The 23198-nt window shown below is 44.7% G+C and carries 15 protein-coding genes and 2 rRNA genes; 13 read left to right on the top strand and 4 right to left on the bottom strand.

Annotated elements, in window-relative coordinates:
* Nucleotides 1-30 precede the first annotated feature (30 nt).
* The 3 genes from IUA53_RS03520 to IUA53_RS03510 all read left to right on the top strand — a co-directional run bounded on the left by IUA53_RS03520 (nt 31) and on the right by IUA53_RS03510 (nt 4239).
* Nucleotides 31-1146, top strand: a complete 1116-nt coding sequence (locus IUA53_RS03520; protein WP_044448607.1) for a diguanylate cyclase domain-containing protein — start codon at nt 31-33, stop codon at nt 1144-1146.
* Between the two features lie 196 nt (nt 1147-1342).
* Nucleotides 1343-3529 (top strand): VTT domain-containing protein, encoded by a 2187-nt coding sequence (locus IUA53_RS03515; RefSeq protein WP_044448609.1) that lies wholly within the window; start codon nt 1343-1345, stop codon nt 3527-3529.
* A complete protein-coding gene (locus IUA53_RS03510; RefSeq protein WP_044058065.1) occupies nt 3517-4239 on the top strand; it encodes an endonuclease/exonuclease/phosphatase family protein in 723 nt (240 codons plus the stop codon). Before IUA53_RS03515 ends, IUA53_RS03510 begins: the two co-directional genes overlap by 13 nt.
* Here the strand turns inward: IUA53_RS03510 and IUA53_RS03505 are convergent.
* A complete protein-coding gene (locus IUA53_RS03505; RefSeq protein WP_044058066.1) occupies nt 4194-5198 on the bottom strand; it encodes a LysR family transcriptional regulator in 1005 nt (334 codons plus the stop codon). The two genes, IUA53_RS03510 and IUA53_RS03505, sit on opposite strands and share 46 nt — an antisense overlap.
* Nucleotides 5199-5647: 449 nt before the next feature.
* Between IUA53_RS03505 and IUA53_RS03500 the strand changes: the two genes are divergently transcribed.
* From IUA53_RS03500 to IUA53_RS03455, 10 genes are all read left to right on the top strand, one after another.
* Entirely contained in the window at nt 5648-8311 is a 2664-nt protein-coding gene (locus tag IUA53_RS03500; protein WP_196898396.1) for a TonB-dependent receptor plug domain-containing protein, read from the top strand.
* A 111-nt stretch (nt 8312-8422) separates the two neighbouring features.
* The gene (locus IUA53_RS03495) at nt 8423-9244 is read left to right on the top strand and encodes a sulfite exporter TauE/SafE family protein (RefSeq protein WP_044058068.1); all 822 of its coding nucleotides are present in this window, start codon (nt 8423-8425) and stop codon (nt 9242-9244) included.
* 33 nt (nt 9245-9277) lie between these two features.
* On the top strand, nt 9278-10444 hold the full coding sequence (locus tag IUA53_RS03490; protein ID WP_044448611.1) for a pyridoxal phosphate-dependent aminotransferase: 1167 nt from the start codon (nt 9278-9280) through the stop codon (nt 10442-10444).
* A 234-nt stretch (nt 10445-10678) separates the two neighbouring features.
* Nucleotides 10679-11044, top strand: a complete 366-nt coding sequence (locus tag IUA53_RS03485; RefSeq protein ID WP_044058070.1) for a response regulator — start codon at nt 10679-10681, stop codon at nt 11042-11044.
* The gene (locus IUA53_RS03480; RefSeq protein WP_044058071.1) at nt 11041-11625 is read left to right on the top strand and encodes a chemotaxis protein CheX; all 585 of its coding nucleotides are present in this window, start codon (nt 11041-11043) and stop codon (nt 11623-11625) included. Before IUA53_RS03485 ends, IUA53_RS03480 begins: the two co-directional genes overlap by 4 nt.
* Nucleotides 11625-12902, top strand: coding sequence for a sensor histidine kinase (locus IUA53_RS03475; RefSeq protein ID WP_196898394.1), 1278 nt, complete (start codon nt 11625-11627; stop codon nt 12900-12902). The genes IUA53_RS03480 and IUA53_RS03475 overlap by 1 nt, the downstream gene beginning before the upstream one ends.
* Before the next feature lie 234 nt (nt 12903-13136).
* Nucleotides 13137-15512, top strand: coding sequence for a DNA polymerase II (locus IUA53_RS03470; RefSeq protein ID WP_044448613.1), 2376 nt, complete (start codon nt 13137-13139; stop codon nt 15510-15512).
* 237 nt (nt 15513-15749) lie between these two features.
* Entirely contained in the window at nt 15750-16313 is a 564-nt protein-coding gene (locus tag IUA53_RS03465) for a hypothetical protein (protein WP_044058074.1), read from the top strand.
* 137 nt (nt 16314-16450) lie between these two features.
* The gene (locus tag IUA53_RS03460) at nt 16451-17779 is read left to right on the top strand and encodes an IS4 family transposase (RefSeq protein ID WP_196897847.1); all 1329 of its coding nucleotides are present in this window, start codon (nt 16451-16453) and stop codon (nt 17777-17779) included.
* A 187-nt stretch (nt 17780-17966) separates the two neighbouring features.
* A complete protein-coding gene (locus IUA53_RS03455) occupies nt 17967-18785 on the top strand; it encodes a leishmanolysin-related zinc metalloendopeptidase (protein WP_196898392.1) in 819 nt (272 codons plus the stop codon).
* Nucleotides 18786-18902: 117 nt separating this feature from the next.
* Here the strand turns inward: IUA53_RS03455 and IUA53_RS03450 are convergent, their stop codons facing one another.
* The 3 genes from IUA53_RS03450 to IUA53_RS03440 all read right to left on the bottom strand — a co-directional run bounded on the left by IUA53_RS03450 (nt 18903) and on the right by IUA53_RS03440 (nt 22726).
* A complete protein-coding gene (locus IUA53_RS03450) occupies nt 18903-19424 on the bottom strand; it encodes a hypothetical protein (protein ID WP_196898390.1) in 522 nt (173 codons plus the stop codon).
* A 179-nt stretch (nt 19425-19603) separates the two neighbouring features.
* Nucleotides 19604-19719, bottom strand: a 5S ribosomal RNA gene (rrf, locus tag IUA53_RS03445).
* Between the two features lie 129 nt (nt 19720-19848).
* A 23S ribosomal RNA gene (locus IUA53_RS03440) occupies nt 19849-22726 on the bottom strand.
* Nucleotides 22727-23198 lie beyond the last annotated feature (472 nt).

Below are 23198 nucleotides of genomic sequence, written 5' to 3'. Positions count from 1 at the left end.
AATGGGGACTTAACTATTCGAGTAGGCAAAGTGCAAAGTCTCGTTTCCCTTTCATTTTTCATTGCTATCGCTGCATGTACTGCCACTGGCAGCGCTTTAGCGACGAAGGCGAAACGTGGTAAATCGAAAGCTGATACACATGCTTCTTTGGCTTGTGCACTGATTGCGATAACGTTAATCCTACGTTGGACTACCACCGAGTTACCATTGCCCACTGTGCTCATTCTCACTGGCTTTGTTTTTGGGCTATTAGGTTGCTACCAACTCTTCTTGAGTTTATCTGCGCTTCGACAAAAGAAGGATTCATTGAATACCTATGCGTGGTGGACGTTTGTAGGTGGCAGCATCGCAACCTGCCTCTGCTTCTATATTTCACCCAGTCTTACCGAAGCGCTTAATATGAGTATCGCTGCATGCATATTACTTCTTTGTGAAGGCACCCTTTACAATGAAAGGCTGGTCATTCGATCGCATGGATACGCTATGAAGAAGTTGTTATTCGCAAGCGCGTTTGTGCTATTTTTCCATGGGGTAGTGTCCGCTGCATTAACGCTAGCAGGAGAATTCAGCGACATCCATCTTCTCCACCAAGTGAGTTTAATATTGGTCGATGTCGCCACAATTGTATTGGCGTTTACCCTTTTCAATAACCCACTTGCCAGTGAAATTAGCGTGCCTTTAAACACACTGACACCTAGCTGTGATGGTTACTACTCTCGAGAGCAAATGATACAACTTTTTGAATCTTATCCTGCCTATTCTACTCATTCTGTTATTCTTGTAAGAATCAATGCTCTCGCTGATATTAAACAGGATCTGGGCGAAAGCTTTTACAAAAACAGTATTAAAAAGGTGGTTTCCAGCCTTAAGCAATACACCCGTGAGCAAGATACGATAGCGCGATTGTCAGACGATACTTTTGCCGCTGTGCTAAAGGGTGTGCCGGAAGAGGCCTCTTTAGCGATTGCTGACCGGTTCGCTAACGACCTCACTGCACACAACCTACAAACACATTCGAACACGCCGGTTTTTACCACTCACATTTGTGTGTTTGACTCTATTTCGGCTGCGCTAACTGCCACATCAGAATCCTCCACTGATAGACCAGAAGGGAAAGGTAATTGCGCCCTGCAGCTGGCATATTAACCCCTTGCCTATATGGCGTTAACTTCCGAACTCCGTGAAAAAGTTACACTGACGGGCTAACTACATATCAAAGCCCATTCATCTATTCAGATATATATCAATAAGATAGAGCAGTTTAAAGCGTCACTCTATTAGGAATGATTCCTGCACTTCTCCCTGTTATACAAAATGACATGGATTCGATGTCGGGAGAAAGATTGTGACTAAAAATAATATATTCACCCCTGGTGAAAACTGTTGGGTCAGTAGCGAAGCACGCTATGTGACGCCGCTTATTGATTGCGCGAATTATTACAAGGCGCTTCATAATGCGATTTCCAAAGCCCAACACAGCATTTTTATTGTCGGCTGGGATATTGATAGCCGCATAAGATTGCTAAGAGGTAAAGATGAAGAAAACGCAGAAGCACCAAGCGTAGTCAGTGATTTACTGGCCTGGAAAGCAGAACAAAATCCCGATATTAAAATATATCTATTGCGCTGGGATTCTTCCTTAGCATTTTTTGCGCAACGTGAAATGTGGGCCAAAGAAGTATGGGAAGAAAAGACACCCGATAATGTAGAAACCCAACTGGATGACACCATTCCTATGGGCGGTAGTCAGCACCAAAAAATAATTGTGGTGGATGACGAACTTGTATTCTCTGGCGGTATGGACATTTCAACCAATCGTTGGGATACCCGAGACCACCCCGTGCAGTCGGAAGAGCGTCAAGGCCCTGATGGTGAATATCCACCACTGCATGATGTACAAATGGTATCCAGTGGCCCTGTGGTAAAAGATTTCGCAACATTGGTGAGATGGCGCTGGGAGCGTGTTGCTGACAGCGAGCCTATCGCATTAAGAGAGGAAGCTGACACAGGTTTAACCGCGGCTAAACCTCGCACCTGGCCGGATGATTTTCCACCAGAATTTGAAAATGTAAGCTGTGCATTGGCGCGTACTATCCCGTTTATGGATGAAGTCGAGCCCGCACAAGAAGTTCGCACGATGCTGCTTGATTTAATTAATCAGGCGGAGTCGTTTATATACATAGAAAACCAATTTACTACACGTCAGGAAATCGCTGAAGCGCTTAACAAACGGCTCAAGGCGTGCCCTAATTTGCATGTCATACTTGTAAGCTCCTATGAACCCAAAGGTAAGTTTGAATGTGAGGCTTTTTGGGCCAGTCGAATCGAGTTTAAGGCTATTTTAGAGAAGGGTATTGACCCTAAACGTATTCGCCTCACCTACTCTTCTATTGAAGACATGCAGGGCCGAAAAGCCTACAAACGAATACATTCGAAAGTCATGACGGTTGATGATAAATACCTTGTTATAGGCTCGAGTAATCTAAGTAATCGCTCTATGACGTTAGATACAGAAATTGACGTTGTTTTGCATGGCAATAGTGAGCATAACCGACAGCAAATTTTACACGTACGAAACGATTTACTTGCAGAACATACCGGGCGAAAGCTGGAAGATATGCCAGCATTATTTGACACTGACTATCCAGTAGACGCGTTAATGCAAGGTCAGATTGCCCACGGTTATGTGCTTACTGAAGTGCGTGACGAAGTGTTTACCAATCATTCAGTGAAGAACGTATTCCGTTCACTGTCTGACCCAGAAGAACCGCTTATTTCCCTGCCTACTCTAGATGGGGCGGCGTTGCCGGCTCGTAACCCTCGCCGTCGCAGTATTATGATCATGCTAGGTATCGCCGTTATTGCCATTTTAGGCGGCCTAATGTTTTGGGCTAGTCAGTCTATTTCGTGGCTAAGTTCAGAGAGCATTAATGACTTTTTAGAAAAAAGTAGAGGCACCTATTTTGCTCTACCGACGGTACTGTTGGTGTACGTTGTGGGCGGCATTTTGTTTTTCCCTGTGACGGTATTATCTCTTGCAGTGGCGGCCATCTTCGGGCCTATATGGGGCCCTATCTACGGTATTATGGGCGCGCTATTGAGTTCGGCCATATTGTTCGGTATTGGCAAACTTTCAGGAAACGCTGGCCTACGAAAAATAGGCGGCCCAAAAGTGGAAGCAGTCGACGAGAAACTGAAAAAGAGCGGTATCGTGGGTGTTGCAGCCATTCGAATGCTACCTATTGCGCCATTTAGCTTAGTGAACTTAGTGGCGGGCATTTCTTCTATCGGTATTGTTCAATTTCTTATTGGAACCTTCTTAGGTATGTTCCCCCCCATGATAGCCAAAGGCTTAGTGGGCGACTCTATTACGCAAATTTTTAGAAACCCGTCTGCGACCTCTATCGGCTATCTTGTCGCGGGTATCGTTTTATGGGGGTTAATGATCTGGGGCTCGCAGAAATTTGCTCGCTATTACCAAGAGCGAAAACAGAAAACCGCCACGGATGAGAAAGAATGTGCCGCATAATTAGTTATAATATTCATAGCGGAATTGGGCGAGACAAGGTGCAAGACTACCGTCGAATTGGTCAATTCCTCGCGGAGTCAGGCGCTGACGTAGTGCTACTTCAAGAGATGGACACACGCCCTTCGGAACGGGCCATAGAGCGCGACATTCACGACATATGCGCTGGCAATGCTTTTAAACTGGTGCCGTCACCTGCGATTCAAGAAGCCAGCGGGTGGTATGGTAACGCCATACTCACTCGCTTCAATGTGCGTAAACAAGAGACCTTCGATGTCAGTCAGGAAGGGCGGCAACCTAGAAACGTGCAAATAGTAGAACTGCAAACAGAAAAAGGGCCTATCAGGGTAGTGAACACCCACAAAGGGTTAAAAAAACTAGAGCGCCGCTCTCAATTTGCCATGCTTCATGAGCACTTGGCCAATCGCTTAAAATCCGACCCTGTGCCCCTTGTGTTGGCGGGCGACTTTAACGAATGGCAATTCTTCACCCGCGCCTTTAGAGGCTTAGATAACTTACTAAACCAGCAAAAAGTAGGCGCAACCTTCCCTAGCCAGTTCCCTTTATTTTCTCTTGATAGGGTATGGACCAGCGACGATATTACGGTGATTAACTGTCGCAAGTTAAGGAGCAAAAGAACCCGCGTATTCTCCGACCACCTGCCCGTTCAGTTGGATATAAGGCTGCCCGATAAACTGGCACCCCGAGATTGAGCCTGCTGAGCGAAAGCAAGCAGACCACACCAGTGATGTTGCTTTTGCTCACTCGCCACCACCTGCTTAATGATAGACAGCATTCTTGCGGTAGCATCGTTAAGTGGCGCGGTTTTATTGGTAGCAGCGAGCACCAACCTTGGCATTTCCGGATCCACAATTTTTAATAACTTAACTAACCCTGATTCCTGCAAATGAAACACCGCCGACGTAGGCAAGATCATCACCCCCTCACCTTGCATAACTTGTCGCAATCCCGTCATCAACTGGCCTGAATAGGCGCGATCGTGCTGTAAACTGACTCCAGTGAGGCGCTCATAGTGCGCAATGAGCCTACCTAAGGCATCTTTTGTACTGGGTGATAAAAGCGGGAACTGACTAATTTCCCAAAACGAGATAGTGTCTCTTGAAAGCAAATGCTGATATTCATTGTTGGTGGCCGCGTTCGAAACAACGAGATGAAGTTCTTCGCGAATGAGAGGCTCTACCGTCATAAATTGCGGGTTAACTTCCTGCTCGTAAGTTAGCGCAATATCTACATTGCCTTCCTCCAGCCAACTCTTGACGGAATAAGAAGGGCCAGTACTAATATCCAAAGTAAGTTTGGGGTGTCGGGCTTTCACTTCTGCGATTAAAGGCATGGAAAGTACGTTCCCAATTGAAGGCAACATGGCAACTTTTACCACACAATCAATGCGATTAAAGATGCCATTGAGCTCATTTTTCGCTAGATTAAAATCATCAACCAACTTTATAGCGTGGTTCAAAAAGACTTGCCCCGCGGGGGTTAATACCACTCCTGAAAAACTGCGAGTAAGAAGTTGCCCTCCCATCTCTCGCTCTAAACTGGCGAGTTGTTGGCTAATCGCCGGTTGTGCAATGTCCAATTCCCTTGCTGCTGCAGCTATACTTCCTTTTTTTACCGTAGTGAGAAAATAGTGAAGCTGTTTAAAATTCAAAAGTGTCGCCCCATCAACAAGTTACAATAAATTAACACACAGTTCGTTTTTTAACGCTTTCGCAGCTATCAAAAATAACTACTTTGTTTCAGCAAGTTACAGCAACTTCTGTACCAGGAAACGAGGCATTTTAACTTTACACATGTTAGTTAATAATTAATTAGCTTAATTGATTTAAATTTTAACGATTAAAAATGAATATAATTTCTCTTTAAATACAAATAATTACAAACACCTTCAATATTTTCCTTATACCCCTATATATTCTTTTTTCTTCCGCCAAAGGCTAAGAGTTTTTAGCTTGTATATCGAACACAGGCGATCGCTAACAACAATAATAGTGTGCTTAATGCATCGAGGCGGTGCCTGTGCGTGCCATATGTGAGCAGAAGCAAACGTTATTTCTGCAGCAGACAACAAATTAAACACTGCATATTCTGGGAATACACATGAGAAAAACAAAAATTCAGCACGCTATTACAACTGCACTTTCCGGTATGTCGCTAGCGGCGCTAGCACTTACTGCTCCTCTCGCTCTTGCGCAAGAAGCTGAGACGGAAGCAGCGGAACCTGAAAATCTGGAAAAAATCGCGGTGGTGGGTGCACGTGGTGCTCCTCGTTCAGTCACCAGTTCACCAGTACCTGTAGATGTGCTTAGCGCGGAAGACATTGAAGCTGTAGCGTTTACAGATATGAACAACGTTTTGATGACACTCGTGCCCTCTTACGCTGTAAGTCGTCAGCCCATTTCAGACGGCGGTACGTTTATTCGTCCAGCCACACTTCGAGGCATGCCCACGGATAAAACCTTGGTGCTAGTAAACTCGAAGCGCAGACACAGAGCTGCTTTGGTTTCCATTGGTGGTTCGGGTACGCAAGGCCCTGATATTGCGACTATCCCTACAGCCGCTATTGCGAATGTTGAAGTGTTACGTGACGGCGCAGCTGCACAGTATGGTTCAGATGCCATTGCCGGTGTTATCAACTTTCAGTTAAAAGAGAACACAGAAGGCGGTTCTTTCACCGCTGATTACGGTAGCTATTTCGAAGGTGACGGCGACCAAATTACCATTACAGGTAATAAAGGTTTTTCTCTTGGCGAAGACGGTTTTTTAAGTATATCTGCTGAATACTCAGACAGCGAAGCCACCTATCGTGGCGAGCAATACTGTGAATCTTGGTTCTGCGTTGATGAGCAATCAGATCAATACATTGCAGACGCCACTGCAATGGCCAATTCAGTGCATGGCTCAGATGTGGTTCAACCATGGGGACAACCGAATACCAGTGGTACGCGTATTTTTGTTAACGCAGGCTACGCGCTTTCAGACGATGCTGAGCTTTATGCGTTTGGTAACTACTCAGAAAGTGAAGGTGATGGTTCATTCTACTACCGTTATCCAGGCAACGGCACCATCGAAGATCTTCGCTTAGAAGATGGTTCTATCTGGAGCCCTTTAGAAATATACCCAGGCGGTTTTACGCCGCGCTTCTTCGGTGATGTGACTGACTATTCCTTAGTAGGTGGTATTAAAGGCATGTCTGGCGCATTGGGTTACGACATCAGTGGCCGCTACGGTTACAACGATATTTCTTACACGCTGTCAAATACCATTAACCCGTCAATGGGTAACGAATCACCGACTTCCTTTAAGCCTGGCGACCTAACGAACGAAGAAACCCAATTTCAAGCAGACTTTACCTATGATTTAGATGAGTATGTGTTTGCGTTTGGTCTAAGTTATTTAGATGAATCTTATGAAATTTCCGAAGGTGAAGAAGCGTCATATTTCGCAGGTGATTATGCCCAGGCTGATCCTTGGGGCTTCTGTAATGACGATTATACCACCACGGAAGCGGGTGCGGCGGTCATCGCCAACGGTTCAACACTCAATTGTGCAAACTACACAAGCAACGATTCCGATGAAGATGGTATTGAAGATGACGGATTTGAGGGTGTTGATGCGGTTTACACCATTGTTGGTGTAGGATCTAACGGCTTCCCTGGTTACTCTCCTGATTACTCTGGCTCGTATGAGCGTGATTCTTACGCTGTGTATACCGACATTTCTGGCGATATTACTGATTCATTATTCGCACAGGCAGCGTTGCGTTATGAAGATTACTCAGATTTTGGTTCAGAGCTGGTTTATAAAGTAGCCGCCTTCTATCAAATTAACGATGATGTAGGTATTCGTTCTTCATATGGAACTGGCTTTAGAGCTCCAACACCAGGTCAGCAAGGGACCACAAACGTGTCCACTCGTTTGCCTAATGGGCAACCTGTAGCCACGGGGCTCTTCCCAGCTGGTGGTGAAGTGGCGCAAGCGCTTGGTGCTGAAGAACTGTTACCTGAAAAATCCACCAACTTTACCCTTGGTTTAACTGCCAACTATGGCGACTTAACCTTAACGGTGGATTACTACAACATTAAGTTGGAAGATAGACTCTACTCTGTGTCAACCCGTGATGTTTCCACCACTGTGGTTACTGACCCTGATGCTGATGGCTATGATGCCTATCAAAACTACCTTGCATTATCTTCAGCGGGTGTATCTGGTGCTGAATCTATTGGTGGCGTGTTCTTCTTCCAAAACGCGTTTGACACAGTTACCGAAGGTTTGGATGTAGTTGCGACTTATAAAATGGACAGCACCTATGGTACAACTATGATTACTGGGTCGGTTAACTACAATGATACCGACTTTGACTCAGATCCTAGTGAGTATTTAGATCCAGAGGACATTTTTGACTTTAAGAATGGCACACCTGAAATGCGCGGCGTTTTCTCTGTTACCCACAGCTACGATGTATGGTCTGCGGTAGCAAGGTTAAGCTACTACGGTGAATATGAAAATGTAGGTAGTGATGATGGTGACGTCATTAATGAAGACACTATTCAAACTTACGGTTCAGAATTTATGTTTGATATAGAAGGCTCTTATATGATTAATGAGAACCTCACTTTATCAGTGGGAGTGAGAAACCTGTTTGATAACTATCCTGACCCAACCGTTAACGGAGATGCATGTTGTGGACAAATCTACGACTCCGCTTCTGTTGTTGACTGGCAAGGTGGCTATTACTACACCCGTTTAGCCGCACGCTTCTAAGCGTTCAAAACAAACACCGGTGAAAGCCGGTGTTTGTTTATCAGCCCTAAAATTAGTAAAACTTAAAGGTTTATTTATGTTTTTAGCAGTATTCATTGGAGCAAACTTTTAATGGAAATAGAACTATTGTGGTTCGTGGTTACCCTTTGCTTAACAGGGGCTATTGCTGGCATCACGGCAGGTCTGTTTGGTAACGGTGGAGGGTTCGTCGTCGTTCCAGCATTGTTAGCGGTATTTCCGTTTTTCACCCCTCCTTCAGAAGAGTTAGTTAAAGTCGCTATAGGGACTTCCCTCGCTTCAATTGTAGTGTCAAGCGCACGATCTGTTATGGCACACCGCGCGAAAGGCGCAGTAGATTTTGACATTCTCCGCTCTTGGAGTGTATGGCTTGTGTTAGGTGTAATTGGCGGCGTCATTATTGCCAACAATACCAGTGCAAATGGCTTAACCGTCGTGTTTGCTGCAGGCGTACTTCTTTACTCGGTTTACTTTCTATTTCCAGAGCTTGTTGTTAGACCAGGTTTAGTGTTCTCTATGCCCAAAGGTATAGGAAAAGCAATTTTGGCATTTGTGCTCGGTGGTTTTTCTGCCCTATTGGGTATTGGTGGAGGAACACCCACTGTGATCACTATGGTGATGTGCCAGCGCACTATTCAACAGGCCGTCGCAACTGCGGCCGGCGTTGGCTTTCTAATAGGTTTACCAGGTGCGATTGGCTTTTTATTCATGAGCCACTCAGAAACAGCCACCCTACCTGTGGGCACTATTGGTTACATTAACATTCCTGCGCTTATAGCAATCAGTATCGGTTCAATTTTTACCGCCCCAATTGGTGCAAAAATGGCTCATAATTTTAGTGAAAAGAAACTAAAACGCCTGTTTGGCATTTATTTGGTCATTGTATCTAGCGCCATGTTTTATAAAGCAATGTAGTGTTTTAAACACAAACAATAAGGAAGAATCGACATGTCTTATAGTCGTTCGAGACGTTTATTTTTAGGTGGTACCGCTGCTGCTACTGCTGTAGGCGCAAGCGGTATTATTACATCCAGTGGCGTGAGTGCGGCGTCTACCATGCCAAAGGTAAACTTTGGCCCCAAAGCTGGAGTGGCAAAGCTAAATGCTAATGAAAACCCCTTTGGCCCGAGTCCTGCTGCCTTAAAGGCCATTTCAGAAGCCGCCGCACAAGGTGGAGCTTACTATGCCTACCCCGCAGCGATGACCTTGCTGGACATGATTGCCGAGCGTCATGGAATTACCCGAAAGAACATTTCCATGAGCGCAGGATCGAGTCCCATATTGTCTTACGCTGCAATAGCCGCAAGCAAAAAGGGACGAATTTTAGGGCCAGATCTGTTCTGGGATACCACATCAAAAGCGCCTGAAAAACAGGGAGCCCCAGAGATTGTTCGCATTCCCAATACAGCCGACTTGAGCATTGACCTTGATGCGATGTATGCCGCCATTGATGACTCCATATCCATGGTTCATATTTGTAACCCTAATAACCCTACAGGAAAAATTTTAGATCCTGACAAGCTTAGAGCGTTTTGTATAAAAGCCTCTAAGAAAACCCTAGTGTTAGTGGATGAAGCCTATAACGAAATTATTGACGATCCCCCTAAGCATTCTATGATCCCTCTGGTTAAGGCTGGCCATAACGTCATTGTTGCTCGTACGTTTTCTAAAATATACGGGTTAGCCGGGCTTCGTGTGGGATACTTGATCGCCTCTGAAGAGAATACGGCGTGGATCAATAGCTATGGCATGGCTGGCTACACGTTAAACCAAACAGGCCTAGCGGCGGCCATCGCCAGTTACAACGACGATGCTTTTATTACCTTTTCAAAGGAAAAAATTGTTGAAGCAAAAGGCTTAGTGATGGATGCGCTTAAAGCCAATGGCCTCTCTGCACTTCCCTCAAGCACCAACTTCATTTTTGTCGATTTAGGAAAAGGCGACGCTGATCTTTTCCAAGCTGCGATGGCGGAAAAAGCGGTATTGATTCGCGGCACCTATCGCTCGTATACCAATTGGTCACGGGTAAGCATGGGTAAAATTCCAGATGTTAAGCGTTATATCGATGCCATTCCTTCTAGCTTAGAGGCTATGTACAAAAAACAAAACAGTTAACACATAGGTAGCGCCATACTTCCACTCTGGCGCTACTTCTTTTATTTCACCCTCTTTCCCAAAAAGTCTAATACGTATAAAAGTCACCTTTGTCATATACTCTAGTCATTGAAATACAATCTAACCGTAGGTGAGTCTTTTAGCGAGTTTGAAAGCACTTAGCTTGCGTGAATGGATTTATTGCACATACTCTATTAAAAGTGCTATCCGTAACGCCCATTGAGGAGGCTTTATATGGCGATACCTGTATTAGTAGCAGATGACTCAAAGTTGTCTAGGCGCAGTGTTATACGCTCGCTTCCTCCAGAATTAGAGTACGACATATCAGAAGCGACGAATGGTAAAGAGGCGATCGCGTTACTAGCGCAACAAACCTTTGACCTCATCCTGCTCGATTTAACCATGCCTGAAGTCGATGGCGTCGGCGTTTTGGAGTACCTTTCAGCGCAGGAAATTAAAACTAATGTCATTGTTATTAGTGCAGATTTTCAACCCGAAAAACAACGCATAGTTCTGTCACTCGGCGCAAAGCGTTTTATCCGCAAACCCCTCGATAAAGAAGAGCTTGCCATGACTATGTTTGAATTGGGGTACTTATGAGCATTGTATTACCACTTGACGAAGAACAGCGCGATGCCTTGCAAGAGCTACTGAATATCTCTATGGGTCAAGCGGCGAATTCACTGGCGCAATTAATTGAAACGAAAATAGACATTTCTATCCCCAAAATCACATCGGTCACGCCAACACAGCTTTACACTTTACTTTTTGAAACGCAAAATGCTTTTTACACTCGGCAATCGTTTTTAGGCGACGTTCATGGCGAAGTAATGTCAGTACTATCGCAATCGGGGTTAAATGAGGTGGCTAGTTTAATGGAGTATGATGCACCATTGAGCAAAGAGGATATCCAGGAAATTATTCTGGAGCTCTCAAATATCTTAGCCGGGGCATGTCTAGCGGGCCTTTCCGAGCAATTAGAGCTGTCCACAAACTTGAATATGCCAACCCTATTCTCGCCGCAAAAGGCAAATTTCGATGAGCTACAATGGCAGCACAGCCTTGTTATGGAGGTACAGTTCGCTATTGCCATTTCCTCTTTCTCCATGCGCGTTGTCTTTTGCTTAGACGATGAGTCACTCACTCGAATGAAAGCGACTCTCGACGAACTGCTTGCCTAATGTTTGAACAACTCGTGGGTAAATTACCTGTTGGGATCGCCGTGGTCGATGCGCAATTCCAGGTGATTTACCTTAACGATTTTTTTCTCGATAGGTTGCCCCACGAATGGCGAAACACCTATAAAAAAACGCCCGTTACCGACATTTTTACTGAACAGGGGAAGTTTTTAAAACGCCGGCTCAAATCGGTATTTGTGCTGCGCCATCCTAGCTTCAGTTATTGGGAGCAGCGCCCCCATATTTTTCCTTTTAAAAGTAGCCGCCCTATAACGGGGGAAGAAACACAGATGTACCAGAATATGGAAATTCTGCCTATCAAAGACAAGGAGTCTGGCCATACCTATGCGTGTATCTTTCTACAAGACGTCACTGCACAAGCCAGTTACTTTCGAGCCCAACAAAAACTCTCTCATGCGTTAAAGCAAGAGCACGAGGCACAACGAAAATTAATTAAAAAACTCGACTCAGCACAAAGCCATCTTATCCAGGCTGAAAAAATGGCGTCTACAGGGCAACTGGCCGCAGGCATTGCCCATGAAATTAATAACCCTATTGGCTTCGTTAATGCCAATTTGGATACGCTTAGCCAATATGCGTCTCACCTTGTGGCTATATGTGACGGCGTTGAAACCCACCTTTTCGAGATGGAAGGCGAACTAAAAGAGCAAATCAAAGCACTGTATAACAGTAATCGCTATGCCTTGCTTAAAGACGACATTCATGAATTACTCGTTGAATCTCAAGACGGCTTAACGCGAGTAAGAGATATTGTAGAGAACCTTAAACAATTTTCTTTAGACAACAAAGAAGGAATGCAGGTCATCGAATTAAAGGGGCTGCTAGAACAGCTCATTAAACTCATATCAACGCAATACGGTAAACCTCAATACAAATTGCAGTGTGATGCAGAACGTCTCCAGGTTACTGGGGATCCCAGTATGATAAAACAGGCATTAATGAATATTGTGCTAAACGCGGCGCAAGCCATCGAAGAAAAGGGCTTCGTTAAAATAAGCCTCTTAGAGCAGGAAGATACCGTAACAGTAAAAGTGCTTGATAGTGGAAAAGGCATTCCTCCCCAATTACACAAACGTATTTTTGAGCCCTTCTTTACCACTAAGCCTGAAGGCCAAGGCCAAGGGTTAGGGCTGTCAGTCGCGTACACTGCCATTGAAAAACATAAAGGAAAAATCACGGTAAGCAGTAAACAAGACAAAGGGACTGTCATTGACATTTGCTTGCCTAAATCTCAGCCTGACCTTATTGATGAGACTTAACCGTTAACATAAAACCTCTCGACGCTATTCCTTTGCTTGAAATGCAACTTTCTATAGGGATTATTCTGCCTAAGGTATAATATTGTGCTTTGCAGGAAGTTTAAGGCGCTGAGGACAGTTTTCCCCTTTCGCGGGCGCTTGTGTTTCTTCAGGGGCGCTATTCTCCATCTTCAATATTAGGCATAAATGAATATAATTCACGCCAGTTAACCAACTACCGCTATTGATGGCATCGTGATAAAACAAGGTTACATACTAAGTCGCTCTACTATAAGCATTGGCAATCAAAGCTACGTTGAACTGTGGGTGGCCACCGAAGAAGGCGCAGTTTGCTTACATAGCGACCCTCAGTATCCAAGTTGTTTTATTGCTGCTTCTGAAAAAGCCAAGCTGACCACATTGGCTAGCCCAAATAACCTAGATATTCGCTATAGCGATGATGACTTTCGAACCTTAGAACAAACCCCCGTCATTACCGTGAAAACTGCCAATGAGTCCACCATGCATCAACTTAGGGGATTAGCTAAGGATCACGGAATAACCTTGTTTGAAGCAGATATTCGACTTGCCGATCGTTTTTTAATGGAAAGGTTTATTTATGGCGCACTTGAATTTTTCTGTCCTAGCAACATAGAACATAGCCATAAGGGTATACCAAACACAATTAAACAGGCCAAAGTGCGTGCGGGTCATTACACGCCGTCACTCACCTCAATCAGTTTAGATATTGAATGTGATGAGCATGAAAACTTATACAGTATTGCTATCGCATCTTCACAGTGTAACCAAGTCATTGTTGTGAGAGATCCTGCGCATCCAGCACGCTACATCACTGACAACTTGCCCTTTCAGATAGAGGAGGTTCATTCAGAATCAGCCTTGCTGACGAAAACCATGGCGACAATTAATGCTATCGACCCCGATATTATTATGGGCTGGAATATCAAGCAGTTTGATATGGCAGTTCTGTTTCGACGTGCGCAAAAAGCTAAGCTAACGTTCACTATTGGACGTAATAATAGCGCCTTATCTATTCGCCAGTGGGAAGGGCAGACATGGGTTGATTTACCGGGCAGAGCCGTTATAGATGGGATTGAAGCTTTAAAAACAATGACTTATCACTTCGATTCTTTTTCTTTGGATAATGTATCACGGCAACTTCTTGGCAAACAAAAGCTTATACAATCCGAAGATAAGCTAGCTGAAATAAAAAGGCTATACAAAGAAGATCCTATCGCGTTAGCCAAATACAATCATGAAGACTGCGTGTTGGTCAACAACATTGCCTCTCAAACAAAATACATTGATTTTTTAATTCTTAGGGGAACGTTAACTGGTTTAGATATTGGGAGGCCAGGCGGCTCTGTTGCAGCATTCCTAAACGTCTACCTACCCAAACTCCATCGTAAGGGCTACGTTAGCGGCGTTCGTCCAGAAAACGGAGGGCTCGCGAGTCCTGGCGGCTATGTTATGACGTCTCAGCCTGGTCTTTATGATGATGTGCTGGTGCTAGACTACAAGAGCCTATACCCCTCTATTATCAGAACCTTTAAAATCGATCCCTTAGGGTTAGCTGAAGGGTTAAAGCATCCAGAAACCGCTATTCCCGGTTTTAAAGGCGCCATGTTCAGCAAAGAATCACACTTTCTCCCTGCTATTATTGATAATTTGTGGAAGCAAAGAGACGAAGCTAAAAAAGCGAAGGACGCGCCTCGCTCCCAAGCCATCAAAATATTAATGAACTCGTTTTATGGCGTATTAGGCAGTGGGGGCTGTCCCTTCTACGATCCACGACTAGCCAGTTCTATCACGCTAAGAGGCCATGAGATAATGCAAACCACGGCGAAGTGGATAGAAGAGCTAGGCTATGTGGTGATATACGGCGATACTGACTCCACCTTTGTACACATAGAGGGTAATACTGATTTAGGTACTCCTCAGCAAACCGGCGAAGCACTAGCCAAGGAAATAAACCAGCGGTGGCGTGAGAAGCTGAAGAAAGAAATGAATATCACGTGCTTTCTGGAAATTGAGTTTGAAACGCATTTTTCAAAATTTTTTATGCCCACTATTCGCGGTTCCGTACTGGGCAGTAAAAAACGCTACGCGGGGATAAAAGTAAACAGCTCATCGAAGGAAATTGTATTTAAGGGCCTTGAAAACGTCCGTTCTGATTGGACAGAACTTGCTAAGCAATTTCAGTATGAGTTATATAGCCGCGTTTTCAACGATGAACCGGTTATTGGTTATATAAAAACGCTGATACAGCAAGTTCGTGAAGGGAAAATGGATGAACATTTAGTTTACTCGAAACGCCTTCGAAAGCCATTAAGTGAGTACGTGAAAGCTATGCCGCCTCATGTTAAAGCGGCAAAACATGCCGACAATCTTAATAAGCAACAAGGATTGCCCCTACGGTATCAAAACAATACCAGTGTATCCTATGTTATTACCCTCGCAGGGCCACAAACCTTGGAGCATGTGAGTGCGCAATACGATTACCAACACTATATCGATAAGCAGATTAGGCCTATCGCAGACAGCATTTTACCTTTAATCAACCTTAGCTTCGATAACATCACTGCCGACCAATTACCGCTATTTTCATAACCTCACGTAACATACCTGTGCGTGACGATCCCTGCCCCATGGTATGAAGATATTTCATTGCTTCGTATCGATTTAACAAAAATCTAACCCTCCTTGAACAAAAACTTTTTCAACTAAAATCGTAACATACTGTTTATTAATATTTTAATATCTTGGCATAAAGCATGTATCAGTCATGGTGACGAAAAGTTTCGCTCATTGATTTAGCGAAATCATTCAATAAAGAAGGAGTTTATTATGAAAAAGCTTACATTATCTGTACTGATCGCGAGTGCTATGTCTCTACCGGCAATGGCGGGAGATCATGACCATAAAATTTCTACGCAATTTAGCGCATTAGATTCTGATGGCAACGGCGTACTAGATAAAGAAGAACTGAAAGATAGTCAATTAAAGGACATGCTATCTAAAGTCGACAGCGATGGCGATCACACTATTACCCGTGGAGAATTTGACGGGTTTGTAGATGAGCACCCTCGAAAGTTTAGCGATGACATTGTGGCTTCGGTAAAAACAAAAGGAACCACAGATGCGATGCTGACGAAATCAGTAAGCAAAAAAGTAGTCAGCCGAACTGACGGTGAAGTGATCAGTGAGAAGAATCGCGAGTTACGTACCGAAATGCATGCTACTGCGGATGTGAAGTTCGATAAAGTGGATAAAAACAATGATGGTGAACTTACCCTCAATGAGTTAACGAAATCCGACGTTAAGGGTAATTTCGACAAAATGGACATGGACGAAAATAACCTCATTACGCGTATGGAGTACCGCAAATATTTTGATTCGATTGATCAATAATATTACCTGCAACAAACCAAGTACCTAAGGCCTCTTCACTGAGTAATGCCGATCAGTTAAGAAATAATTTAACGATCGGTTGACCGATCTTTTTAACGGTTCAAAATCCGATATCAGGTTCTGATATCGGATTTTTTATGCGTTTTGAAAGCGAATTAGCGAATGTTTTTAAGTCTTCAGACAATTTTCACACCTTTGAAAAATATGCGGAGCTTCTTTCTCCAGAGCTTATTAAGCAAGGCTTCGAACAAGCAGGTGTCGCTACTATTCGTAAACGAAGGCTGCCTTTAGAAACAGTACTCTGGTCAATTGTTGGCATGGCACTGTATCGGCAAGAATCTGTCTGGAATATCGCGACGCAGATGGACATCATGCTGCCAGATAAAAAGGCTTTAGTTGCACCAAGCGCAATGGTTCAAGCTAGGCAACGATTAGGAGAAGATGCAGTGCGAGAAGTGTTTCGTTTGATGGCAAAAAATAGCTATGAGTCTACGCGGTTTGAGCGTTGGGCGGGACTCAATTTACTTGCTGTGGATGGTGTCGTTTGGCGAACCGCCGATACACCAGAAAATCATAAGGTGTTTGAAACGCAAAGTAATCAGCATAGTGAAAATATTTACCCCCAAATCCGTATGGTCTGTCATATGGAGATTACTAGCCATCAGCTTATAAATAGCGCTTTTGCAGGCTATCGTACCAATGAAATGAAGTTGGCAGAGGAGCTAGTAGAAACAACCCCTGACCATTCTTTAACACTATTCGATAAAGGGTACTACTCGCTTGGCTTACTAAACCGTTGGCACCAAGCTGGTGAGCAAAGGCATTGGATGATACCTGCTAGAAAAGACCTTCGATACGAAGTGATAAGCAGCTTTAGTAAGCAAGACAAGCATATACGCCTAGCGTGCACGCCTCAGGCAAGAAAGAAGTTCGAAGATTTACCTGAATTTATAGAAGCTAGATTAGTAACCAAAACTATTAAAGGAAAAACGTATAGGATGTTGTCATCAATGGTGGACCCATTGCGTTTTCCTAGCGACGAGATGGTAGAGTTGTATCGATATCGCTGGGAGATTGAACTGGGTTATCGCGAGATGAAGCAGTCACTACTGAACAATGAGTATACGCTGAGAAGTAAACGCCCAGACATGATAAGGCAAGAGTTATGGGGCGTTCTATTATGTTACAACTTAATCAGACAAGGTATGACTGCGGCGGCGAATAAACTAGGCGGTGTATTACCGAATCAACTCAGCTTTACAAGTTGCGCTATGGCCATTACGCACTTCTTCGTTACTGTATCTCTGAGTAGCCCGGGGAACATACCAAAAATATACAATGCTTTACTTACTCAGATGGGATACTGCTTACTTCCGCCGAGGCGCGAGGACAGGTGTTATCCAAGATGGGTTAAGCCAAAACCCAAGAAATATCCTCTCAAAAAGAAAAAATGCCAGTCAGCTTAACTGACTGGCATTACTCTTCACTGAGGCCTTTTTTATTGCTTTTATTAACGCTTAAAACCAAGCCGATAGATAGGGCTGTGGGTTGAGTCTAATTTATAGGTTAAACACGTATTAATGTAAAACCTTTGAAAATGACTAAGATATGTACTACTGTGTATTTTGCTTGTTGTAAAATAAAGTTGTTAGCATGCCTAAAAACCCGTGGATGGTCGTTTCTCTATTACTCGCTTGTGTTAGCGTACAGGGCAATATTTACGCCGGTTCGTTTTCTATTACCATCAACGCTAGTGCAACCATAGACGCTACCACTGAGAGCCTTTTTTTATCAGCCGTAGACTTCTGGGAGTCTTCACTGCTTGGCACACAAGAAGACATTGATATCAATTTAGTCATTGATGCCTCCACGCCCACTATTGACGGTATTGGCAATGTGCTTGGCTCAGCCTCTAATAGTAGCGCCTCGTACCTAATTGATAATGGCCTATATCTTTACGCTACATTGGGCTCCATGCGGTTCGACATTACTGATATTAGGGGGATGAATCAAACCTCCATTTACAACATAATTCTGCATGAGATGGCGCACGTCATTGGTTTTGGTACCTTGTGGAACTCAGACCGTTTTCGCATATCTGGCTTTCAAGATGTTTATGAAAATGGTTCCGGTGAATATACGGGTGAGTACGCCTTAGCTTTGTATCAAGAGATATATGACTCAAGTGCCACCTTTGTGCCTATAGAGTTAGACGGCGGCTCTGGTACCGCAAATTCGCACTGGGACGAAGGCTTTATCAATGATCCTAGTGAATTACTCACTGGCTATTTAGACCCCAATCCTTATGTCAGCGACATCAGCTTAGCCTCATTTGCCGACATCGGCTATGTTGTTCAGCTTTCGGATGGCCGTATTTTAGGTATTGTCTCAGCCCCAACGGGCTTCGTATTTCTGGCCTTTTTCATGGGAATTTCCCTGACCAGAGCACACATCAAAAGGCCCCGTGACTAACCTTTAATTCTTCTAAGGGCATTAGATACTCTACTTATCCCTACACCGCCTCATAGGGTGCTCCAGCGCGGGCTTCAGTGATATATAAAGAATGCAGTTTTATTGGAAACGATCTAGCTACTCAGTAGCCAATTCTTTGATATGAAGTACCATCCAGCCGTTGATATAAATATTGCGAGGTCGTCTAGCATCGTAAATGGCGCCTGTTGAAACCAACTCATCTACCTGACTTTTATTAAGGACAAGATTGTCTACACGATAATAGTTACGTAGTAATAGCGCCTTATCGAATTTCGCGTGCTGATTTGGCGAGACTGGTGTGGTATGAGCGATGTTCCCTACTTTAAATGTAAAAATGTCATCAGTAATGTTGAGCACCTTCATTGGAACATAGCGAAAACGAGCATCAGAAGAAGGGTCAATAGCCCTATAATCTACATAGAAGAAGTCATTTTTCTGTGGATCTGCCAAAACTCTTTGCTTCTCATTATTTTCTATTAGCGCGTTACCCAAGAAAATGAATGCAACTAGCAAAAAGCATATAAGCTCTAAATGCTGTTTAAATACAGCCGTAATGGGTTCCAGTTGAAAGTTCCCACGAAAGTACGCTGGGTTATTATTGAATGGCAAAGATGACATACCCACCTCCTGATTGTTGAGTATTTTTTATACCATACCTTTTTACCCCTGAACTGTCTAAGATAATGGGGTCAGAGTAAATTTCGAATATCGTAAAAGTACTCTGACCCCATTATTTTTTCTTTTTATAAACGCCAGAAAGCAAAAAACCCGCCGTAAGGCGGGTTTTTCTAATAGGGACTTGGCAGTGTCCTACTCTCACATGGGGAAACCCCACACTACCATCGGCGCTAATACGTTTCACTTCTGAGTTCGGAATGGGATCAGGTGGTACCGTATCGCTATGGCTGCCAAGAAATTTGGTAACAATTTGGGAAAGTTTGATATTAATTCAATCAGTGAGTAACTACTTTTTACTCTATCTTGCTTTTAGCTTGTCTTTGCTTACAACGCCAACTTCTCATCGAAGCCTTTTAGGCGTTGTATGGTTAAGCCTCTCGGGCAATTAGTACAGGTTAGCTTAACGCCTTACAACGCTTCCACACCCTGCCTATCAACGTCATCGTCTATAACAACCCTTCCAGACCTTAAAGGTCAGGGATGACTCATCTTTGGGCCGGCTTCCCGCTTAGATGCTTTCAGCGGTTATCCGTTCCGAACGTAGCTACCGGGCAATGCCATTGGCATGACAACCCGAACACCAGCGGTTCGTCCACTCCGGTCCTCTCGTACTAGGAGCAGCTCCCATCAATCATCCAACGCCCACACCAGATAGGGACCGAACTGTCTCACGACGTTCTAAACCCAGCTCGCGTACCACTTTAAATGGCGAACAGCCATACCCTTGGGACCGACTTCAGCCCCAGGATGTGATGAGCCGACATCGAGGTGCCAAACACCGCCGTCGATATGAACTCTTGGGCGGTATCAGCCTGTTATCCCCGGAGTACCTTTTATCCGTTGAGCGATGGCCCTTCCATACAGAACCACCGGATCACTATGACCTACTTTCGTACCTGCTCGACGTGTCTGTCTCGCAGTTAAGCTAGCTTATGCCATTGCACTAACCTCACGATGTCCGACCGTGATTAGCTAACCTTCGTGCTCCTCCGTTACTATTTGGGAGGAGACCGCCCCAGTCAAACTACCCACCAGACACTGTCCACATTCCCGATAAGGGAACTATGTTAGAACATCAAACATACAAGGGTGGTATTTCAAGGACGGCTCCACATCATCTAGCGACAATGCTTCAAAGCCTCCCACCTATCCTACACATGTAGGTTCAATGTTCAGTGCCAAGCTGTAGTAAAGGTTCACGGGGTCTTTCCGTCTAGGTGCGGGTACACAGCATCTTCACTGCGATTTCAATTTCACTGAGTCTCGGGTGGAGACAGCGTGGCCATGGTTACACCATTCGTGCAGGTCGGAACTTACCCGACAAGGAATTTCGCTACCTTAGGACCGTTATAGTTACGGCCGCCGTTTACCGGGGCTTCGATCAAGAGCTTCGTCCGAAAACTAACCCCATCAATTAACCTTCCGGCACCGGGCAGGTGTCACACCCTATACGTCCTCTTACGAGTTTGCAGAGTGCTGTGTTTTTAATAAACAGTCCCAGCCACCTGGTCACTGCGGCCTCCATGTGCTTACGACGCGAAGTCTTCACACACAGAGGCGTACCTTCTCCCGAAGTTACGGTACAATTTTGCCGAGTTCCTTCACCCGAGTTCTCTCAAGCGCCTTAGTATTCTCTACCTGACCACCTGTGTCGGTTTGGGGTACGGTTCATATAATCATAAGTTTAGAAGCTTTTCCTGGAAGCAGGGCATCAACAACTTCACCACCTTGGTGGCTCGTCTCGTGTCTCGACTTTAAGAACCCGGATTTACCTAAGTTCTCGGTCTACGCACTTTCACTTGGACAACCAACGCCAAGCTTGCCTAGCCTTCTCCGTCCCTCCATCACTGATTATATAAGTACGGAAATATTAATCCGTTTCCCATCGACTACGCATTTCTGCCTCGCCTTAGGGGCCGACTTACCCTGCCCTGATTAGCATGGGACAGGAAACCTTGGTCTTCCGGCGTGGGAGTTTTTCACTCCCATTATCGTTACTCATGTCAGCATTCGCACTTGTGATATGTCCAGCAAGCTTTACAACTCACCTTCATCCACTTACACAACGCTCCCCTACCCAGCACAGTAAACTGTGCTGCCGCAGCTTCGGTATATTGCTTAGCCCCGTTACATCTTCCGCGCAGGCCGACTCGACTAGTGAGCTATTACGCTTTCTTTAAAGGGTGGCTGCTTCTAAGCCAACCTCCTAGCTGTCTGTGCCTTCCCACATCGTTTCCCACTTAGCAATATTTTGGGACCTTAGCTGGCGGTCTGGGTTGTTTCCCTCTCCACGACGGACGTTAGCACCCGCCGTGTGTCTCCCGGATAGTTCTCATTGGTATTCGGAGTTTGCAAAGGGTTGGTAAGTCGGGATGACCCCCTAGCCTTAACAGTGCTCTACCCCCAATGGAATTCGTCCGAGGCTCTACCTAAATAGATTTCGGGGAGAACCAGCTATCTCCCGGTTTGATTGGCCTTTCACCCCCAGCCACAAGTCATCCCCTAACTTTTCAACGTTAGTGGGTTCGGTCCTCCAGTTGATGTTACTCAACCTTCAACCTGCTCATGGCTAGATCACCGGGTTTCGGGTCTATACCTAGCAACTCAACGCGCAGTTAACACTCGCTTTCGCTACGGCTCCGCTATTCGCTTAACCTTGCTACTAAATATAAGTCGCTGACCCATTATACAAAAGGTACGCAGTCACCCCGAAGGGCTCCCACTGCTTGTACGTATACGGTTTCAGGTTCTATTTCACTCCCCTCACAGGGGTTCTTTTCGCCTTTCCCTCACGGTACTGGTTCACTATCGGTCAGTTAGGAGTATTTAGCCTTGGAGGATGGTCCCCCCATATTCAGTCAAGATAACACGTGTCCCGACCTACTCGATTTCACTGTAAAGCACGCTTTGTGTACGGGGCTATCACCCTGTATCGCTCCTCTTCCCAAAGGATTCCACTACACACTAAACAGCTTAAGGGCTGTTCCCCGTTCGCTCGCCGCTACTAGGGGAATCTCGTTTGATTTCTTTTCCTAAGGGTACTTAGATGTTTCAGTTCCCCTCGTTCGCCTCGTTACACTATGTATTCATGTAACGATACCTGTAAACAGGTGGGTTTCCCCATTCGGACATCTGTGGCTCAAATGCATTTTGTCGGCTCACCACAGCTTTTCGCAGACTTACACGTCCTTCATCGCCTCTAACTGCCAAGGCATCCACCGTATACGCTTCGTCACTTAACCATACAACCCTAAAAAGCCTTGAGTATCGGCCTCATGTCCGCCTTTTGAATTCGGACAAGGGTAATGTTGTATGCATGACAAGCTAATCGGAAGAATTGCCTTGCTATCAATAAATTGATAACAAGCAATTCAAGTCAAGTAGAGTAAAAAGTACGTCTTTCGACTTCTCAGTTACTCAATTTTGATTGATTACTATTAATATCAGCTTTCCAAATTGTTAAAGAACTATCGTGCAAAATCATGACGCTTTTTGTCATGACTTTTGCGCAAGGAGGACCTACATTACTCTTTAAAGTATCGTAAATGCTCCCTCAGGGTAAAAAACCCTAATCAATGCTTACTGAAACAGTAAATATTCATTAGGATTTCGGGTCCAACGTGACACAAATATCAGCTTTCTACCTTAGCCTTTCACTACCGCCAACTTTAGCGAGTAGAAAAACCGTCAGGAAGCTCTGCTTCCGGTTAAGCG

This window comes from Alteromonas sp. B31-7, from assembly GCF_015767655.1.
Taxonomy (GTDB): domain Bacteria; phylum Pseudomonadota; class Gammaproteobacteria; order Enterobacterales; family Alteromonadaceae; genus Alteromonas; species Alteromonas australica.
Note: the sequence above shows the minus strand (reverse complement) of the source record. Positions and strands in the feature narration are given on the sequence as shown.